The organism is Ciceribacter thiooxidans, assembly GCF_014126615.1.
GTDB classification, from domain to species: Bacteria; Pseudomonadota; Alphaproteobacteria; order Rhizobiales; family Rhizobiaceae; genus Allorhizobium; species Allorhizobium thiooxidans.
Map to the genome: position 1 here is coordinate 1170648 of NZ_CP059896.1, position 17932 is coordinate 1188579.

At 66.0% G+C, this 17932-nt stretch carries 7 protein-coding genes and 2 pseudogenes; 4 read left to right on the plus strand and 5 right to left on the minus strand.

The annotated features are described in order from the left end of the window. The 4 genes and pseudogenes from H4I97_RS05445 to H4I97_RS24855 all read right to left on the minus strand — a co-directional run. Complete coding sequence (locus H4I97_RS05445; RefSeq protein ID WP_182306907.1) at positions 1-1389, minus strand: virulence factor family protein; 1389 nt, start codon at positions 1387-1389, stop codon at positions 1-3. Continuing rightward, complete coding sequence (mprF, locus tag H4I97_RS05450; RefSeq protein ID WP_182306908.1) at positions 1386-3968, minus strand: bifunctional lysylphosphatidylglycerol flippase/synthetase MprF; 2583 nt, start codon at positions 3966-3968, stop codon at positions 1386-1388. The genes H4I97_RS05445 and mprF overlap by 4 nt, the downstream gene beginning before the upstream one ends. Positions 3969-4267: 299 nt before the next feature. Continuing rightward, positions 4268-5877: pseudogene (locus tag H4I97_RS24850) on the minus strand (ATP-dependent helicase); the annotation flags it as partial. Between the two features lie 141 nt (positions 5878-6018). Beyond that, positions 6019-6858: pseudogene (locus tag H4I97_RS24855) on the minus strand (ATP-dependent helicase); the annotation flags it as partial. 280 nt (positions 6859-7138) lie between these two features. Here H4I97_RS24855 and H4I97_RS05460 point away from each other — a divergent pair. Both H4I97_RS05460 and H4I97_RS05465 read left to right on the plus strand, forming a co-directional pair. Continuing rightward, a complete protein-coding gene (locus tag H4I97_RS05460; protein ID WP_182306909.1) occupies positions 7139-8302 on the plus strand; it encodes an efflux RND transporter periplasmic adaptor subunit in 1164 nt (387 codons plus the stop codon). Then, positions 8299-11421 (plus strand): efflux RND transporter permease subunit, encoded by a 3123-nt coding sequence (locus tag H4I97_RS05465; protein ID WP_182306910.1) that lies wholly within the window; start codon positions 8299-8301, stop codon positions 11419-11421. Before H4I97_RS05460 ends, H4I97_RS05465 begins: the two co-directional genes overlap by 4 nt. A 5-nt stretch (positions 11422-11426) precedes the next feature. Here H4I97_RS05465 and H4I97_RS05470 read toward each other — a convergent pair whose 3' ends face one another. After that, positions 11427-12485, minus strand: a complete 1059-nt coding sequence (locus H4I97_RS05470) for an alpha/beta hydrolase (protein WP_182306911.1) — start codon at positions 12483-12485, stop codon at positions 11427-11429. 79 nt (positions 12486-12564) lie between these two features. Between H4I97_RS05470 and H4I97_RS05475 the strand changes: the two genes are divergently transcribed. Together H4I97_RS05475 and H4I97_RS05480 are read left to right on the plus strand one after the other, a co-directional pair. After that, on the plus strand, positions 12565-13974 hold the full coding sequence (locus H4I97_RS05475) for an FAD-binding oxidoreductase (protein WP_182306912.1): 1410 nt from the start codon (positions 12565-12567) through the stop codon (positions 13972-13974). A 112-nt stretch (positions 13975-14086) separates the two neighbouring features. Continuing rightward, positions 14087-17839, plus strand: coding sequence for an AsmA family protein (locus tag H4I97_RS05480; RefSeq protein ID WP_182306913.1), 3753 nt, complete (start codon positions 14087-14089; stop codon positions 17837-17839). Positions 17840-17932: the final 93 nt, after the last annotated feature.

A 17932-nucleotide genomic window follows, 5' to 3' on the forward strand; every position in this document is an offset into this window, starting at 1 on the left:
CTATTTCGAAACGCCGGTTGTGCCGTCCTGCTCGCCGAGCCGTGTCTTCAGCGATGCAAGGATACGTCCGGCGAGCGCTTCGTAATCCTCGTCGAAATGGTGTCCGCCGGTGATGCCGATGCTCTCGACGCCGCGAGCCTCGAGCGTCGGGCAGGGGTCATCCTCCTCGTCGGTGCCGTAGATGCACTGGACGCGCTTCGGGTCGATCCTGGCGATGTCTTCGACCGGATCGCCGGCACCCTGTCCCCCGACACCGAGCCAGCCCTCGACCGAGATTTCATAGTCGACCTGACGTGACAGCGCCATCAGGGTGACCTGTGCGACCCGCGCTCGGTCGTCCGGCGGCAGCAGGTTGTAAGTCGCCGGCAGGACATCGGCTCCGAAGGAATAGCCGGCGAGCAGGACATGGCGGACCTTCCATTTGCGACGATAGGTGTCGATGATCCGTGCGAGATCCTCCGCCGTTTCCTGCGGCGTGCGCTTCGACCAGAAATAGCGCAGCGAGTCCACGCCGATGACCGGGATGCCCTTTTCCTGCAGCACCGCGCCGACCTCTCTGTCGAGGTCGCGCCAGCCGCCGTCGCCCGAATAGATGATCGCCATCGTATCCATGGCGGGCGTCGCATCGAGAAGGGTGAGCGGAAGGCCGAGCGGATCGTCGGCATTGCCGCCGGCGTCGACGCGGTCGCCGAGGGCCTGGGCGAGGGCGTCGCCGGCGGAGCCTTCGGCATCCCGGACTTCGATGTCGGGATGATCCTTCACCAGCGCGGTGACATGGTCTCGTCCGGCCTTCTCGGCCTTGGCCGAGAATAGCACGCTCACCGCGGCCGGAAGCGGGCCGTCTGTCAGGCCGTAGACCATGCGGTTGCCGATCCGCTCTTTGGCCGCGGGCGTGCAGAGCTGCTTGTCGAGTGGGATGCCGGCCACCGGATCGACGGCGATCGCCTCGCCTATGGTCGCTGCCGGGCTCTGCGCGATCATCGCGAGGGCGAGTGCGGCACCTTCACCGATGCCGGCGACGATCGGCGGATTGAAGACGCTCGTTCCCGCTGCCCGCTGCACCTGGTGCGCGAGCGACTCGACGTCGGAAACCATGTAGACGCAGTCGCCGTCATCGGCGCGCAGCGCCTTCAGATAGGCGGGGAAGTCGATGCCGACCACGATCGCGCCCTTGTCGACAAGCGCCTGCGCCTGCTGCTCCTCGTTGTCGCCCCAGCCGCCGGCGTCGGAGATCAGGAAGATATCGGCACGCACCTCGCCCTCCGGCAGCAGGATATGGTCGGCGGGGATCATGCCGGGCTGATAGGCGGGTGACTGGGCGGCGGCGATGCCGGAGGAGACGAGAAGGCCTGCGGCGAGGCCGAGGCCGGGAAGTCCGAGAGATTTCATTTCGCTACCACGCCTTTCATGCCGCCGCTGATCAGGAAGGTGATGTCCATGAGGGCCAGCGCCGCGCCGGTGCCGTTGGTGACGGCGAGGTAGCGCGGCTCCCATTGCGGATGGAATTTTGACTTGAAGGCCCTGAGGCCCTTGAAGTTGTAGAAGCGTTCGCCGTGCTCGAAGACGAGGCCGCCGATGCGGTCCCAGACCGGCGCGGTCTCACGGCGCGACATGCCGGAGAGCGGCGCCATACCGAGATTGAAGCGGGAGAAACCCGACTCGCGCATATGCTTCATCAGGCTGATGAAGAGGAAATCCATGGCACCGCGCGGTGCGTCGGGCGCAAACCGCATCAGGTCGACCGTCGCCTCCGCCTTGGTGGCCGTCGTCATCACGGTGGCGAAGGCGACGATCCTGTCCTCGTTGGTGAGGATCGCCACCGGCTGCGAGACCACGTATTCGGCATCGAAGGCGCCGAGGGAGAACGACTTTTCCCGCGTGTTGTGGTGGGCGAGCCAGGCATCCGAGATCGCCTTCAGTTCGCCGAGGATCGGTGGCACGTCCGACGGTTCGACGATGGAAAAGACGAGCCCGTCGCGCTGGCCGCGATTGTACGACTGGCGCAGGCCCGAAAGGCGGCTGCCGGCGAGATCGAATTGTTCGAGACCGACGGTTGCGAGCTCGCCGAGCTTGAAGGCGCGCAGGCCCGCATCGATGCAGGAGGGCAATAGCGCCGGCGTGATCTGGTAGAAGACGGCGCGACCACCCGAGGCGCGGGCCATGTCGACGAACTGCCAGACGAGATCGGGGAAATCCTCTTCCTCCCCGACGGGGTCGGCGAGCGCGATCCAGGACCGCCCCTGGATGCCGTACATGATGAAGGCCTTGCCGCTCTGCGAGAACAGCAGCCTCTTGTCACCCATGCGCACGAGGTTGGCGTCGGCGACGTCCTGTCCTTCGACGATTGTCACCGCACGTGCGAGATCGTCCTCAAGCGCGTCGTCGGGCCGCCGCGCGACCGGTCGCAGCAGGCTGAACATCGCAACCGCCGCCGAACTGATCGCAAGGCCGAGCAGCGCCCGCAGGCCGCGCGGGGCTTCCTCGGAAAACTCGAACTGCCACCAGAGTTCATGGCTGTACTGGGTGTCGCGGTAGACGAAGAGCAGGATACCGGCGGCGCCGACGACGGTGACGGCCATCGCCGTCAGCCAGGCGGGACCGAGCGCCTGGCCGAAGAGGGAGGCATGACGGGTGAAACTGCCAGCGCTGGCGAGCATCGCCGCAATGAAAAGCCCGAGCGCGATCGCCTCGTAAACGGCGAGCGCCTTCATCAGCGAGAAGAGGAAGGCGATGGCCGCTGCCGCAAGCCCGATCCACCAGGCGCCGTCGAGGCGCTGGGCGATGCCGCGGGAGGCGACGACGAGCACGAGGCCGAGGATGCTCGACAGGAAATGCGCCGCCTCGACGATCGGCAGGGGCAGGAGCCCGGCAAGGAAGTCGAGGTCGCCGTCTGGCGTCGGCGTGACGCTCGAGAAGATCAGCATGGCGCCGAGCATCAGCGCATAGGTCGAGAGGAGCGCGGGTACGAGCCGCGCGGCGATCTGGACGATTTCGGCGGCGAGCGGCTGTTTCGCGAAGCTCCGCAGCTCGCCGACGACGGCAAGCGCGAGCGCAAACAGCAGCGGCAGGACGTAATAGACCAGGCGGTAGAGAACCAGGCTGCCGAGAAGCTGGTCGGCGCTGATGGTGTTGCCGAGGCCGGCGATCATCACCGTCTCAAAGACGCCGAGGCCAGCGGGAACATGGCTGAGGACGCCGAGCGCAACGGCCGTCGCGTAGATCGCGAAGAAGGCGGGCCAGCCGACATGTGTCTCGGGCAGCAGGACGTAAAGGGCCGACGCGGAACCCGCGAGATCGACGGCAGTGACGAGAAACTGCCTGGACGACGTGCGCGTATCGGGCAGGCGGAGCGTCACACCGGCGATATTGATTTCGCGTCCGTTCCGGCTGAGGAAGACGAGAACTGCCAGCACCACGACGACGGCGACGGCACCGAAGCGGAGCGCCGGACCGTTCAGGCCGACGATGTCGGCGACCCGTGACGCGACGACCAGCAGGGCAAGCGCACTGACCGCTGCGAGGCCGAGGCCGAAGGAGAGCGTCACGAAGGCGATGACGCGGGCGATTTCGCCGGGCTGAAGCCCGAGTTTCGAATAGGCGCGGTAGCGGATCGCGCCGCCGCTCAAGGGGCCGAATCCGGCGGTATTGCCGACGGCGTAGGCGATGAAGGCCGTCGTCATGACCGACGGCAGCGGCAGTTTGCGGCCGATGTAGTCGATGGCGTTGGCGTCATAGACGGCGAGCGCGCCGTAGCTGAGCGCGGTGAAAAACGCCGCCCAGAGGAGCGCCCACCAGGACGTATCCCCGAGTGCGGCGACGACGTCTTCGTAACGCACCTCCGCCGTCAGACGGTGAATCGCGAAGATCATCATCGTGAACACGGCGACGACGGCGACGGCGGTCAGATAGCCGCGATAGCGAGAGAGGAGCCGGCTCGCGCCGGAATGCATTTTACTGTCGGGCAGCATGCCTGGATCCGTTGCGGGAGGTCTGGCGGGTTTCGCATGATTCGATGACAAGCCTGTGCCGGCGTGTCGCCGGTCCGGCGCGATGCCGTGAGGAGGTGCGGCCAAGGGGCTTGCCTGTGCTGCCGGGTTGGCGGAGGTCGGCCGGCATCATCTCTCGTCGATCCTTGTCGAGGCTGGCGCGGCCCGGGGAGCGGGGACACGCGGAATTGAAGCCTCTTTCAGACAACGAGAATGCGAAGGAATAGTGGCAAGCGGCCGGGCTGTGACGGGATTGTATCCGGCGGCAGCTCGAGAGGGGTTCACACCCGCTCGACGAAACCGTCCAGCACGCGTTTCTGGCCGGCGCGGTCGAAATCGATGGTGAGCTTGTTGCCCTCGATCGCCGAGATGTTGCCGTTGCCGAACTTGACGTGGAAGACGCGGTCGCCGAGCTTGAACTTCGACGGTTCGGAGCTTGTGGATTTTGCCACCAGTTCGCCCTCGATCATCCTGCCGCGCGGGCCGCTCTCGCCATAGCCGATGCGTTCTACCGCATGGCCGGAGCGGGTGCCCCAGTTGTCGCGCGTCGCATCCGACTTGTTCTGCTGGGCGCGCTTCCATCCGGGCGTCGAATAGGAGTTGGCAAAGGGATCGGCACGATCGAAGCGCGACTGGCCGTAGCCGCCGCGCCCGTATCCGCCGTAGGAACTTTCCGCTTCTGCGACCTCGACATGGCCTTGCGGCAGTTCATCGAGGAAGCGCGACGGCATGGTCGACTGCCAGAGGCCGTGGATGCGGCGGTTGGAAACGAACCAGATGTGGCAGCGGCGTTTTGCCCGGGTGATGCCGACATAGGCGAGGCGGCGCTCTTCCTCGAGGCCGGAGCGGCCGCCCTCGTCGAGAGCGCGCTGGTGGGGGAACAGGCCTTCCTCCCAGCCGGGCAGGAAGACGGTTTCGAATTCGAGCCCCTTGGCGGAATGGAGCGTCATGATCGATACGGCGTCCATGTCCTCGTTCTGCTCCACATCCATGACCAGCGAGACGTGTTCGAGGAAGCCGCGCATCGACTCGAACGCTTCCATCGAGCGGACGAGTTCCTTGAGGTTTTCGAGCCGGCCCGGAGCCTCCGCCGACTTGTCGTTCTTCCACATGTCGGTATAGCCGGACTCGTCGAGAATCTGTTCGGCAAGCTCGGTATGCGGAGTCGTTTCAAGGCGTTCCGACCAGCGGCGGAAGTATTGAATCACGTCGAAGAGCGCCTTGCGGGCCTTCGGCTTCAGCTCGTCGGTTTCGACCATCTCGGCGGCGGCGGCGAGCATCGGGATGTCGCGCGCGCGGGCATAGTCGTGCAGTGCCCGGACCGTGGTGTCGCCCAAGCCCCGCTTCGGCGTATTGACGATGCGCTCGAAGGCGAGGTCGTCGGCCGGCTGGCAGACGAGGCGGAAATAGGCCATGGCGTCACGGATTTCGAGACGCTCGTAGAAGCGCGGTCCGCCGACGACGCGGTAGTTGAGGCCGAGGGTCACAAAACGGTCTTCGAACTCGCGCATCTGGAAGGAAGCGCGCACGAGGATCGCCATGCCGTTGAGGGCATGCTTCTTGCCGTCGGCGTCGCCGCGCTGCAGCCGCTCGATTTCCTCGCCGACGGCGCGGGCCTCCTCCTCGGAATCCCATGCGGCGTGGACGATCACCTTCTCGTCGTCCGGCTCGGCACGGTCGGTGAACAGCGTCTTGCCGAGACGGCCCTCGTTGTGGGCGATCAGATGCCCGGCGGCGCCGAGGATGTGCTCAGTGGAACGGTAGTTGCGCTCGAGCTTGATGACCTTCGCGCCCGGAAAGTCCTTCTCGAAGCGCAGGATGTTGTCCACTTCGGCGCCGCGCCAGCCGTAGATCGACTGGTCGTCGTCGCCGACGCAGCAAATATTGACGGTCGGCTTTCCCTTTTCCCCAGCGGGGAGAAGGTGGTCCGAAGGACCGGATGAGGGTGACGGTCCGCCAAGGTTTGTGGGTGCCGCCCCTCACCCGGCGCTTTCGCGCCACCCTCTCCCCGCTGGGGAGAGGTGGGAGGGGAACGCTGCGCCAGCAGTCTCAACCACATGTACTGGGCGGTGTTGGTGTCCTGGTACTCGTCGACGAGAATGTATTTGAAGCGTTGGTGATAGTCGCGTAGCACGTCCGGATTGGCTCTGAACATGCGGATCGGATGCAGCAGCAGGTCGCCGAAGTCGCAGGCGTTCAGCGTCTTCAGCCGGTTCTGGTAGGCGGTATAGAGCTCGCGTCCCTTGCCGTTCGCGAAGGCGCGGGCATCGCCCTCGGGGATCTGCGCCGGATCGAGGCCCTTGTTCTTCCAGGTGTCGATCATCGCCGCGAACTGACGGGCCGGCCAGCGCTTGTCATCAAGCCCCTCGGCCTGGATCAGCTGCTTGATCAGGCGGATGACGTCGTCGGTGTCGAGGATGGTGAAATCCGATCTGAGCCCCACCAGTTCGGCATGGCGGCGAAGGATCTTCACGCCGATCGAATGGAAGGTGCCGAGCCAGGGCATGCCCTCGACGGCGCCGCCGACCAGCATGCCGATGCGTTCCTTCATCTCGCGGGCGGCCTTGTTGGTGAAGGTCACGGCGAGGATCTGCGACGGAAAGGCACGGCCTGTCGCAAGAATGTGGGCGATGCGGGTCGTCAGGACGCGCGTCTTGCCGGTGCCGGCGCCGGCGAGCACGAGCACCGGACCCTCGGTCGTTTCGACGGCTTCCCGCTGTTCGGGGTTGAGGCCAGACAGATAGTCCGGGGTGCGGGCCTGATCGCGGGCGGCCATGGCACGGGCGGCAATTCCGCCTGTCGCCGGCGCTGCCGGCTTGCGCGGTGGCGGCTCCTCATCGAAAAAGGGAATGTCGTCGTAACCGTTACTCATGGCGCCCAATGTAGTGATTCGGACCGGAAAGGCGAGTCAAGTCGTTCTGGTTTCATTCCGCCTCGGGCCGGTTCGCAGCTCTTCTACAGAAAATTTCGGGTGATGCCACCGATCCGCTTTCGTCTCTGCCGGCCGATGACAATTTGGTAATGTTTTCCGTCGGGCCTTGCCGAGCATCGACCCCGCGGAAATATTGGCGCATATATCGACCGAATTTGGACGCCTGCGATCGTCCGCGTCTCTCGCGCGGCTGTCCGGCAGTCCTCGCCGGAGCTTTTGAATGCCCTTCTGGAAACAGGTTATCGTTGTTCTTGCGGTGGTTGCCGCGTTCGTCGTCGGCTGGGCCCGCTTCGTGCCGGGTGCCGGAGACATGCTGCGCCGGATGGGCGCGCCCGCCGGCCTGGTTGCGGTCCTGGCCCCCGCCGACGAAACGGCGGCACCGAACGCCAAGGGCGGCGAAGGCAGCCGCCGTGGCGGCAACGGCGCACCTGTCGTCGTCGTGCAGCCGGTCGGTCTCGGAACGGTGAACGATCGGCTGTCGGCGATCGGAACGGGTGACGCCATCCGCTCCGTCGCGGTGACACCCCAGGTCGACGGCACGCTTGCCCGGGTGGTGATCGTTTCGGGACAGAAGGTTGCCAGCGGCGATCTCCTCGCACAGCTCGACAACGACGAGCAGACGATCGCGCGCGATCAGGCGCGGGTGGCACTGAAGAGCGCGAGCGAGAAGGCGAACCTCTACGCCAACCTGAAATCCACGGTGTCACGCATCGAGGCCTTCGATGCGCAGATCGCAGTCGAGGCCGCGAAACTTGCGCTCGATACCGCGGAACTCAACCTGAAAAGGCGCGACATCGTCGCCCCGATCGACGGCATTGCCGGCATCATCACCATCAATCCGGGGGACAACGTCACCACGGGAACGGTGATCGCCACGCTCGACGACCGTTCCGAGATCCTCGTCGATTTCTGGGTGCCCGAGCGCTTCGCGCCGATCCTCAAGGTCGGCCAAGCCGTCGAGGCGACGGCTGTCGCACGCCCAGGGCAGCTTTATCGTGGGGCTGTCGAGGCGATCGACAACCGAATCGATGAGGCGAGCCGCACGCTGCATGTGCGCGCCCGCATTGACAACGAGAACGACGACCTGAGGGCCGGCATGTCGTTTACCGTCACCATGGCATTTGCCGGCGAGGAGCACCCGTCGGTCGATCCGCTCGCCGTACAATGGGACGGCGAAGGCGCCTTCGTCTGGCGCGTCGGCAGCGAAAGCAAGGCCGAAAAGGTGCGTGTCCGGATCGTCCAGCGCAACCCGGACAGCGTGCTGGTCGATGCCGACCTGCGCCCTGGCGACAGGGTCGTGACGGAAGGCATTCAGCGGGTGCGCCAGGGCGGGACGGTTCGGCCCGCCGGAGAGGAGACCGGGGTTCCGGTCGCAAGCCAATGAACGGGCCGTTTTCGGATTTTCCCGGCGGCGGCAGCGCCGGCTTCACCGCTCTCTTCGTCAGGCGGCCGATCCTTGCGCTGGTCTTCAACGCGCTGATCGTCGTCGCCGGGCTTGCAGCCTTCTACGGCATCGAAGTCCGCGAACTTCCCGACGTCGACCGGCCTGTGATTACCGTGCGCACGACCTTCGACGGCGCGTCGCCGGAAACGATCGATCAGGAAGTGACGACGGTCATCGAGGGCGCGGTGGCGCGCGTTTCGGGACTGAAGAACATGTCTTCGACCTCGCAGTTCGGCCAAAGCCGCGTCACGCTCGAATTCTCCGATAGCACCGACCTCAACGTCGCCTCCACCGATGTCCGCGATGCGATCTCACGCGTCACCAACGATCTGCCCGACGATGCGGACGAGCCGCGTATCGTCAAGGCGGACTCGGATTCGCAGCCGATCATGCGGCTTGCGGTGACCTCCGACCGGATGAGCCTCGACGACCTGACCTTGCTGGTCGACAACCAGATTTCCGACCGTCTCGCCACGGTGGACGGTGTCGCCGACATCGATATCTACGGCGACCAGGAGAAGATCTTCCGCATCGACGTGGACCAGGCTGCGTTGGCGAGCCGCGGGCTTACCGTCGCCTCGCTGGCATCCGCGCTCTCCAACCTCGCCTTCGACGTGCCGGCGGGTTCGCTCACCAGCCCGACGCAGGATATCGTCGTGCGCGCGACCGCGGATCTCAGGACGCCCGAGGATTTCGGCAATCTCATCATTCAGAACCGAGTGCGGCTGAGAGACGTGGCGACCGTGACCTTCGGGGCCGATACCGGAACGACGAGCCTTCGCTCGAACGGCCGGGCGGGGATCGGGTTGGGGATCATCCGGCAGGCGCAGTCGAACACGCTCAGCATCTCGAAGGGTGTGGCGGCGGCAGTCGCCGAGCTTTCGAAGACGCTCCCCGAGGGCACCACGTTGCGTATTACCAGCGACGACGCCGTCTTCATCCGCGGCTCGATCGAGGAAGTGGTGCGTTCGCTGGTTCTGGCCGCGATGATCGTCGTCGCCATCATCTATCTCTTCCTGCGCGACGCGCGGGCGACGATCATTCCCGCCGTCACCATGCCGGTCGCGCTGATCGGCACGGTGGCCGCTATCTATCTCGCCGGCTTTTCGATCAACATCCTGACCTTGCTTGCCGTTGTCCTGGCGACCGGCATGGTCGTCGACGATGCCATCGTGGTGCTGGAAAACATCGTGCGAAGGCGCGGGCAGGGGCTCGGTCCACGGGCGGCCGCCGTCCTCGGCACGCGGGAAGTGTTCTTCGCCGTCATTGCGACCACGGCGACGCTCGCCGCCGTCTTCGTGCCGTTGTCGTTCCTGCCGGGGCAGGTGGGCGGGCTTTTCCGCGAATTCGGCTTCGTGCTCGCCTTCTCCGTTACGCTGTCCTCGCTGGTGGCGCTCACGCTCTGCCCGATGCTTGCCTCGCGGCTCCTGAAGCCGCACGAACATCGGGAAGGGGGCGACCTGCTCGGCCGCTTCGGCGACGCCTTTTCGCGCTTTTACCGCAAGACGCTTCACGCGTGCCTCGGCGCACCGGTGATCGTCTTCGCCGTCGCGGTACTGTTTTCGCTCGCCGCGCTGGCAACCTTCTCGCTGATCACCAGCGAACTCACGCCACGGGAAGACCGCTCGGTGCTGATCCTGAGGGTGACGGCGCCGCAGGGTGTCAGCCTCGACTTCATGCGCGACCAGATGCAGCGGATCGAGGAGAACCTCGAACCGCTCCGCCAGGGCGGTGAAGTCGCCAACCTCTTCTCCATTTCGGGTTTCGGCAGCAGCAAGAACAGCGGCTTCATGGTGCTGACGCTCGCCCCGTGGGAGGAGCGCAGCCGCAGCCAGGACGAGATCGCCACCGACGTCAACGCGGCCGCCGCACGCGTCCCGGCGGTCAGGGCCTTCGCCATGCAGCCGAACAGCCTCCGCATCCGCGGCGGCGGCAGCGGCCTGCAGTTCGCGCTCGTCGGTGCGGACCACCAGACCCTGACGAATGCGGCGACGCGGCTCGTCGCCGCGATGGAAGAGAGCGGGCGCTTCGACGGTCCGCGGCTCACCAACGACATCAGTCAGGCGCAGCTCTCCGTTACCGTCGACCGCGAGCGCGCCGCCGAGCTCGGCATCGACTTCACCGGGCTGTCCCAGGCCCTGCAGTCGCTGCTCGACGGACGTTCGATCGGCGATGTCTTCGTCGACGGGGAGGCCTATCCGGTGAAGCTGACCTCCACCACCCGGCCGATCGACGATCCGACCGACCTCGAGAATGTCTTCCTGAGAACCGCCGACGGCAAGACCGTGCCGATGTCGGTGATCGCTACGCTGCGGGAAAAGGCGGTGGCGCCCTCGCTGACGCGTGAACAGCAGCTCGCCTCGGTCGCGATCACGGCGGGCCTGCCGGCGGGACTTTCGCTCGGAGACGCGCTCAACGAAACGCAGACGATTGCCGCGCCGCTGCTGCCACCCGGTGTGCGCATCATGCCACTTGCGGAGGCGCAGACGCTGACGGAAAACTCGAAGGGCATGGGAGCAACGTTCGGCTTTGCGGTCATCATCATTTTCCTCGTGCTGGCGGCGCAGTTCGAGAGCGTCATCTCCTCGCTCATCATCATGGTGACGGTGCCGCTCGGTCTCGCCTGTGCCGTCTTTGCGCTGGTGCTCACGGGATCGTCGCTCAACGTCTACAGCCAGATCGGCCTCGTTCTGCTGGTCGGCGTCATGGCCAAGAACGGCATCCTGATCGTCGAGTTTGCCAACCAGTTGCGCGACCGCGGGCAACCGGTGCGCGAGGCGATCGAGAATGCCGCGAACCTGCGCCTGCGGCCGGTGATGATGACGATGATTTCCACCGTTCTCGGCGGCGTGCCGCTGGTGCTCGCAACCGGTGCGGGCGCGGAGGCGCGCGTCGCACTCGGCTGGGTGATGGTCGGCGGGCTCGGGCTCGCCACGGCGGTAACGCTCTATGTGACGCCCGTCGCCTATCTGGCACTGGCGCGCTTCTCGAAACCGCATGCGGACGAGGAAAAGCGCCTACATCAGGAGATGGCGATCGCGGCCAAGGTCGGCGAGTAGGCGCGTCAGCCTTCCGGCCGCTCCGTGCCGGGGCCGGTGACGGTATAGACGTTCCCGGTCGGTTCGCGATGCAGGTAGCGATTGGAGAGCGCCGCGCCGCCGCGGCGGAGGACTTCGCCGAAGACTTCGTCAATCGCCTCGTTGCGCTGACCCGAAACGAAGAAATAATGCCGCCAGCTTTCGGGGTCGAGGACGATATATGCGGCATTGCCGGCGAGCGGTTCTGCGCTGCCGTCGAGATTTTCGAGAGAGCGTCCGAGTCTCGCCTCACCGAACATGGTCGTCGCCACCTGGAGCGCCGGATCGTCCTTGTTGATGAAGACGAAGATCTCGTCCGCAAAGGTGAGCTTTTCCATCCATGCGCGATGACCGGGCAGTCCCGTCTCGGGGACCGCGAAGAGGATGCGCGCTGCGAGCCCCTTCGGCAGCGCGGTGTCGGCTTCGCCGATATGGCGGAAGACCTCGCCGGCGAGTGAATGGGCGACGATCACGAGCGGCCGGCCGGCAAGGATTCCGCCGGGCGCCTGGCGGTCTGCGATCTGATCGAGGAGGGGGATTAGCCGCTCGCTCGCCGCCTTCGCATTGAGGACGGGAAATTCCGTCACCGATATCCACGAGGGCCAGCGGAACATGATGACATCGGCCCCGGCGCCTTTGGCGAGTTCCCCCATGGTGTAGAGCCCGAAGTCGCCGTCCGGCTCCGGACCGAAGCCGTGGACGTAGAGGACGAGCGGCTTTTGCTGAACGTTAGCAGCAGGAAAGCTGGCGATCGCCGCGTCGAGCTCCGAAAGGGCGAAGTGGTGGCCGTCTGCGGTGACGAGCGAGAAGCTGTCATCAGAGGTGCTTGCCGCGCTCGTCTGCGGGTGCAGGATCGCCGCGACGATGCCGTCATAGTTCCACCAGGCGTAGCCGGAGGCGATGCCGACCGCTACGAACGCCAGAGCGAGATATCTGAGGAACCTGACCATCCCGCATTCATAGGGATGGCTGCCGGCCTGCGCAATGCGGCGCGACGCGGCAGCGCTGTGAATTGGCAGTCCGGGCCGGGCATCGTCACTGGACAAGCAGCGAACTCCTGTCCCATACCAGTTGCCACAGACGTCCCGGGCGCCGTGCCGGGACGTCGGCACAGGGAGAATGACGATGGCAATGAAGGACGTGCAGCCGGGAACGCGCAACGAGGAGGGGATCGCGGCGGTCCTCGGAATCCTGAAACAGACCTTCGGGGAGCGGTTCCAGACCGGCCAGTCCTTCCGCGAGCAGCACACGCATACGACGACCTACCTGCCGGCCCAGCTTCCTGACGGCGTCGTGTTCGTCGAGAGCGCCGACGACGTGAAGACGGTGGTGAAGACATGTGCGGCCCACAAGGTGCCGATGATCCCCTTCGGTACGGGCTCGTCGCTGGAGGGACATCTGAACGCGCCGAGCGGCGGGATATCCATCGACTTCAGCCGCATGAACAGGGTGATCGAGGTGAATGCCGAGGACCTCGACTGCACCGTCGAGCCGGGCGTGACGCGCGGGGAGCTCAACACCTATTTACGTGACACGGGACTCTTTTTCCCGATCGACCCGGGTGCAAACGCCTCGATCGGCGGCATGGCCGCGACGCGGGCCTCTGGCACCAATGCCGTGCGCTACGGCACTATGAAGGACAACGTGCTGTCGCTTACCGTCGTGACCGCCGACGGAGAGGAGATCCGGACTGCGCAGCGGGCGAAGAAATCGTCGGCCGGATACGATCTGACGAGGCTCTATGTCGGGTCGGAGGGAACGCTCGGCATCATCACCTCGGTGACCCTGAAGCTGCAGGGCATTCCGGCGAAGATCGGCGGCGGCGTGTGTGCCTTCCCGAACCTGAAAGCCGCCTGTGACGCTGTCATCATGACGATCCAGATGGGCATTCCGGTCGCTCGCATCGAGCTTCTCGACGAGATGCAGATGAAGGCATGCAACGCCTATTCGAAGCTTTCCTACGCGGAGAAGCCGACGCTCTTTCTCGAATTCCACGGCACCGAGGAGACGGTGGCGTTACAATCGGAGCAGTTCTCCGAAATCGCCGCGGAATGTGGCGCCGACGAATATCGCTACACAGCCAATGCCGAGGAGCGGGCACAGCTCTGGAAGGCGCGGCACAACGCCTACTGGGCAGGGCGCGCGCTGGCGCCGGAGCTAAACGGTCTTTCGACCGACGTCTGCGTACCGATCTCGCGGCTTGCCGATTGCGTCGCCGAGACCCAGGCGGATATCCGCGAGACGGGGCTTCTGGCGCCGATCGTCGGCCATGCCGGCGACGGCAATTTCCATGTGCTGATGCTTTTCGACGACAAGAAGCCGGAGGATCTCGCCCGCGCCGAGGCGTTCATGGCCCGCCTGAACGGCCGGGCTCTCGCGATGGGCGGCACCTGCACCGGCGAGCACGGCGTCGGACAGGGCAAGATGTCCTACCTCGAACAGGAGCTCCACTCGGCGCTGCCGGTGATGCGGGCGATCAAGAAGAGCCTCGATCCGGACAACATCTTCAATCCCGGCAAAATCTTTCGCCTGTGACGGAAAGGAGTGTCGAATCCGATATTTGGGCTGGTGATTGCCGTAGCGGAATGCAAATATTCGCCCTGGACCACTGGTATCTTGGGTAGGGAGCAACGGGAGTCGACGGGTCGTGCTCGGACGCATATTGGTGGCACTCGGTGGTCTCTTGGTGGCGGCGCTCTTCGCGGCGCTGCTGGCGCCGTTCTTTGTCGACTGGACGAATTTCCGCTCTGATTTCGAGGATCAGGCGAGCCGTATCCTCGGCAAGAAGGTCACTGTTCACGGGGCGGTCGAGGCCCGTATCCTGCCGTTCCCCTCCGTCACGCTGCATGACGTCACCGTCGGATCGGACCGCGACGGCTCGCCGCTCGTCAGTGTCGCCCGCTTTTCGATGGATGCGGAACTGGCGCCGTTCCTCTCCGGCGAAGCGCGCATCTTCGACATGCGGATCGAGGAGCCGAAGGCCCACATCCGCCTGCTTTCCGACGGGACGCTCGACTGGGCCCGCGGCAGCGCGGCCGAGATCCCGGCGCGGACCGTCGTGCTGGAGCGCGTGCATGTGAGCGGCGGCGTGGTCGAGTTCATCGATGAGCAGTCCGGCCGAACCCGGATCGTCTCCGGTTTCAATGCCGACATGTCGGCGCGCTCGCTCGCCGGCCCCTGGGCAGTCGACGGGCACGCGTCCGTCGACGGCGAGGCCGGTCGTTTCCACCTTGCGAGCCTGCAGCCGGATTCGAAGACCGGTGCCGTGCCGCTGAATATCCGCCTCCTGCCGGACACGCGGCCCTTCGAGATCGATCTTTCGGGCGGCCTGACGCTGAGCGACGGGAAGCCGCTTTACAAGGGGAGTCTCCAGGCCGCATGGCAGATCGCCGAGGGCGATGCCACGGAACAGCAGGCGTCGGGTGCGAAGCCGGTCGCGCCCAAGGTCAAGGGTGAGTTCGAGCTGACGAACGAACGCGTGCGCGTGCCGTCCTATCGGCTCGAGCTGGGCGACGCCACCAACCCCTATGCCGTTACCGGCGAGGCGACGCTGGATACCGGCGCACGCCCGGAGTTCCTGCTGACGGCCGACGGCCAGCAGATCGACATGAGCCGTATCGGTGAGGAGGCCCCCAGCGGCAAGACGAGCCGGCGTGTCGCCATTTCGATCCGCGAGCGTATCGAACGGCTGATCGCCATTGCCGCCCGTATTCCGATCCCGTCGGTTCCCGGCAAGGCGAGCCTGGCGCTGCCGGCGATCGTCGCCGGCGATACCGTGCTGCGCGACATCCGGTTGGACATCCGCCCGGCCGGCACCGGCTGGACGGTCGAGCGCGGTCTCGCGACGCTTCCCGGCCGAACGCAGGTGGAGGCGAGCGGAACGCTGGACCTCAAGGGCCAGCCGTCGTTTCGCGGCGACCTACTGGTCGCCTCGACGCAACCTTCAGGGCTCGCCGCGTGGATTACAGGCGATGTCGATCCGGCGATCCGCGAGATGAAGACGGCCGGCTTTTCGGCGAAAGTGGACCTCACGCCCGAGCTGCAGCGCTTCGAACGGCTGGAGCTCGCGATGGGCGTGGGCATTCTCAACGGCCGTATCGAACGCGAGTCACGCGACGGTGCGGCGCCGAACCTCTCGGTCGACCTCACCGGTAACGAAATCGATCTCAACGCCGTGCGTGCGCTGGCGACGCTGGTCTCCGGTGACGAGGCGGGAGCGAACCTTTTCGCGCAGCGGATTGCCGGACGTCTCAAGGTCGGGAGGCTCGCCGCCTCCGACGTCGTCGCGAAGGATGTCGATACGGTCTTTACGACCGACGGCGAGAGGGTGGCGGTCGAGCGTCTCAACATCGGCGACCTTTCGGGCGCGAAGATTACCGCGACGGGGACGATCGAGGGAGGGCTTTCGGATCCGGCAGGCGAGGCCGACTTCGCATTTGCCGCCGCCGACCCCGGCCCGTTCCTCGCCATGCTGAAGGCGCATGTTCCGGCTCATCCGGCGCTCGATGCGCTGGTCCGCAACGCCTCCTGGTATACCGGGACGGATCTCAAGGCACATGTCACGCTTTCGGGTTCGGATGCCGCCATGTCGGTCAAGGTGAGCGGCGTGGCGAACGGCAGCCGTGTCGCGCTCGACTACGGCCGCGAGACCATGCCGCCCCAGCCGGGCGCCACGACGATCGAGGCGAGCCTCGAGAACGCGGACGCGCAAATCCTCTTCGGGCAGGCCGGACTGAACCCGTTGCCGATCCCATCCTCCGAGCCGGGCAAGCTCTCCATCTCGCTCAATGCCGAGGCGGATGAGCCGGCCGACACGGTGGTGACATTTTCCGGATCGGAGACGTCTCTGAGCGCCAATGGACGGCTCGATCTCCGGGCCGGAAGTTTCCTGCAAGGCAACCTGCAGGCATCGCTGCGCAGCGGCGACGTCGAGCCATATCTGATGATTGCCGGTATCGGCCTTCCGCAGTCGGGTGCCGGCCTGCCGGTGACGCTGTCGGCCGATGCGGAGATCGGCGACGGCACGGCGAAGATCGACGCGATCGAGGGCGCCGTCGCCGGGAATGCCGTTCGCGGCAATCTCTCGCTCGACTGGAAGGAGCCGGGCCTGCGCGCCGGCGGAGCCCTCGAGTTCGATACGGTCGACCTTGCCTGGCTGGCGGAGGCGGTAGCGGGACCCGTTACCGATCCGGCCACGGGAGGTCTCGCCTCGGCGGGCGTCGCGGCGCCAATGGCAATTCCCGACCTCGATCTCTCGCTTCGTTCATCGACGTTCTGGCCGGGCGTCCTCGGAAAGGCGACGGATTTCTCCGCCCGTCTGACGGGTCGCACGGGTGAACTGGTACTGGCGGACGCCGCGGGCAAGTGGCTCGGCGGCGATCTCAAGGGGCGGATCAGCCTCTCGAACGCAGAGAAGACGGCCTTCCTGCAGAGCCGCATGACGCTGGAGCACGGCGATCTCGCAGCCGTCTTCGCCGGTGCCGGCGACGGCGTGACGCCGCCGCAGATCACCGGACGTTTCGATCTGACGGCGGTCGCCGAAGCGACCGGCGGCACCGTCGCGGACCTCGTCTCTTCGATCAACGGTTCGGGCGAGATGCGGCTGTCGGATGTCGTCGTGCCGCACTTCGATCTCGGCTACCTGCCGCCGCTGCTTGCCGCCGCCGACCTCATCGAGGGAGAGGTCGACGAAAGCAAGGTGCGGCCGCTCGTCGAGAATCTGGTCTCGGAAAGGAGCGCTTCGCTGGAGGCGCTGACCATCCCCTTCAACATCGGCGACGGTGTCTTGCGGGCGCAGAATGTCGTCGCCGGCAATGCACTCGCAAGTCTCGGCGGCGACGCGAAGATCGACCTGCTGAGTGGCGAGACGGAGGCTGTCGTCACCGTTTCCCCGGAGGTGGGGACGGACGCCCTCGCCGGGGCCGCTCCCGACATTCGCATCCGGCTCTCCGGTCGCCTGCCGGCGCCGGAGCGCTCGCTTGATGTCACGGACGTCACCAACTACCTTTCGATGCGGGCTTTCGAGCGGGAGCGTCGCCGCGTGGAGACGCTGCAGTCCAACGTGCTCGAAAAGCAGCGGCTGCGGCGCGAGGTGGCGCTCTACAAGTTCCGTGCGGCGGAACGCGAGAAGGCCGAGGCGGCCGAACGGGCCCGGCTGGAAGAAGAAGCCCGCAGGCAGGCGGAGGCCGACGCGCTGGCCCGCAAGGCAGCCGAGGAAGAAGCCGCCCGACGGGCCGCGGAAGAGGAGGCGGCGCGGCAGCGGGCGATCGAGGAGGGGACCGGAACAGCGCCGCCGACCGAAGGACCGACACCGCCGGCGGAGACGGCGCCGCCGTCCGGTCCGACGACCGGCACAACGCCGCCGAAATTGCGGTTCGACGACTTGCCGGGCGTGAACTGACCGGTGTCAATGTGGCCGCCTGAACGGCAGGTTATGACCTCCGTGGAGGCGTAGTCGGCGCGGCGTGACGGCATTCCGGGGTATTCAGGACAG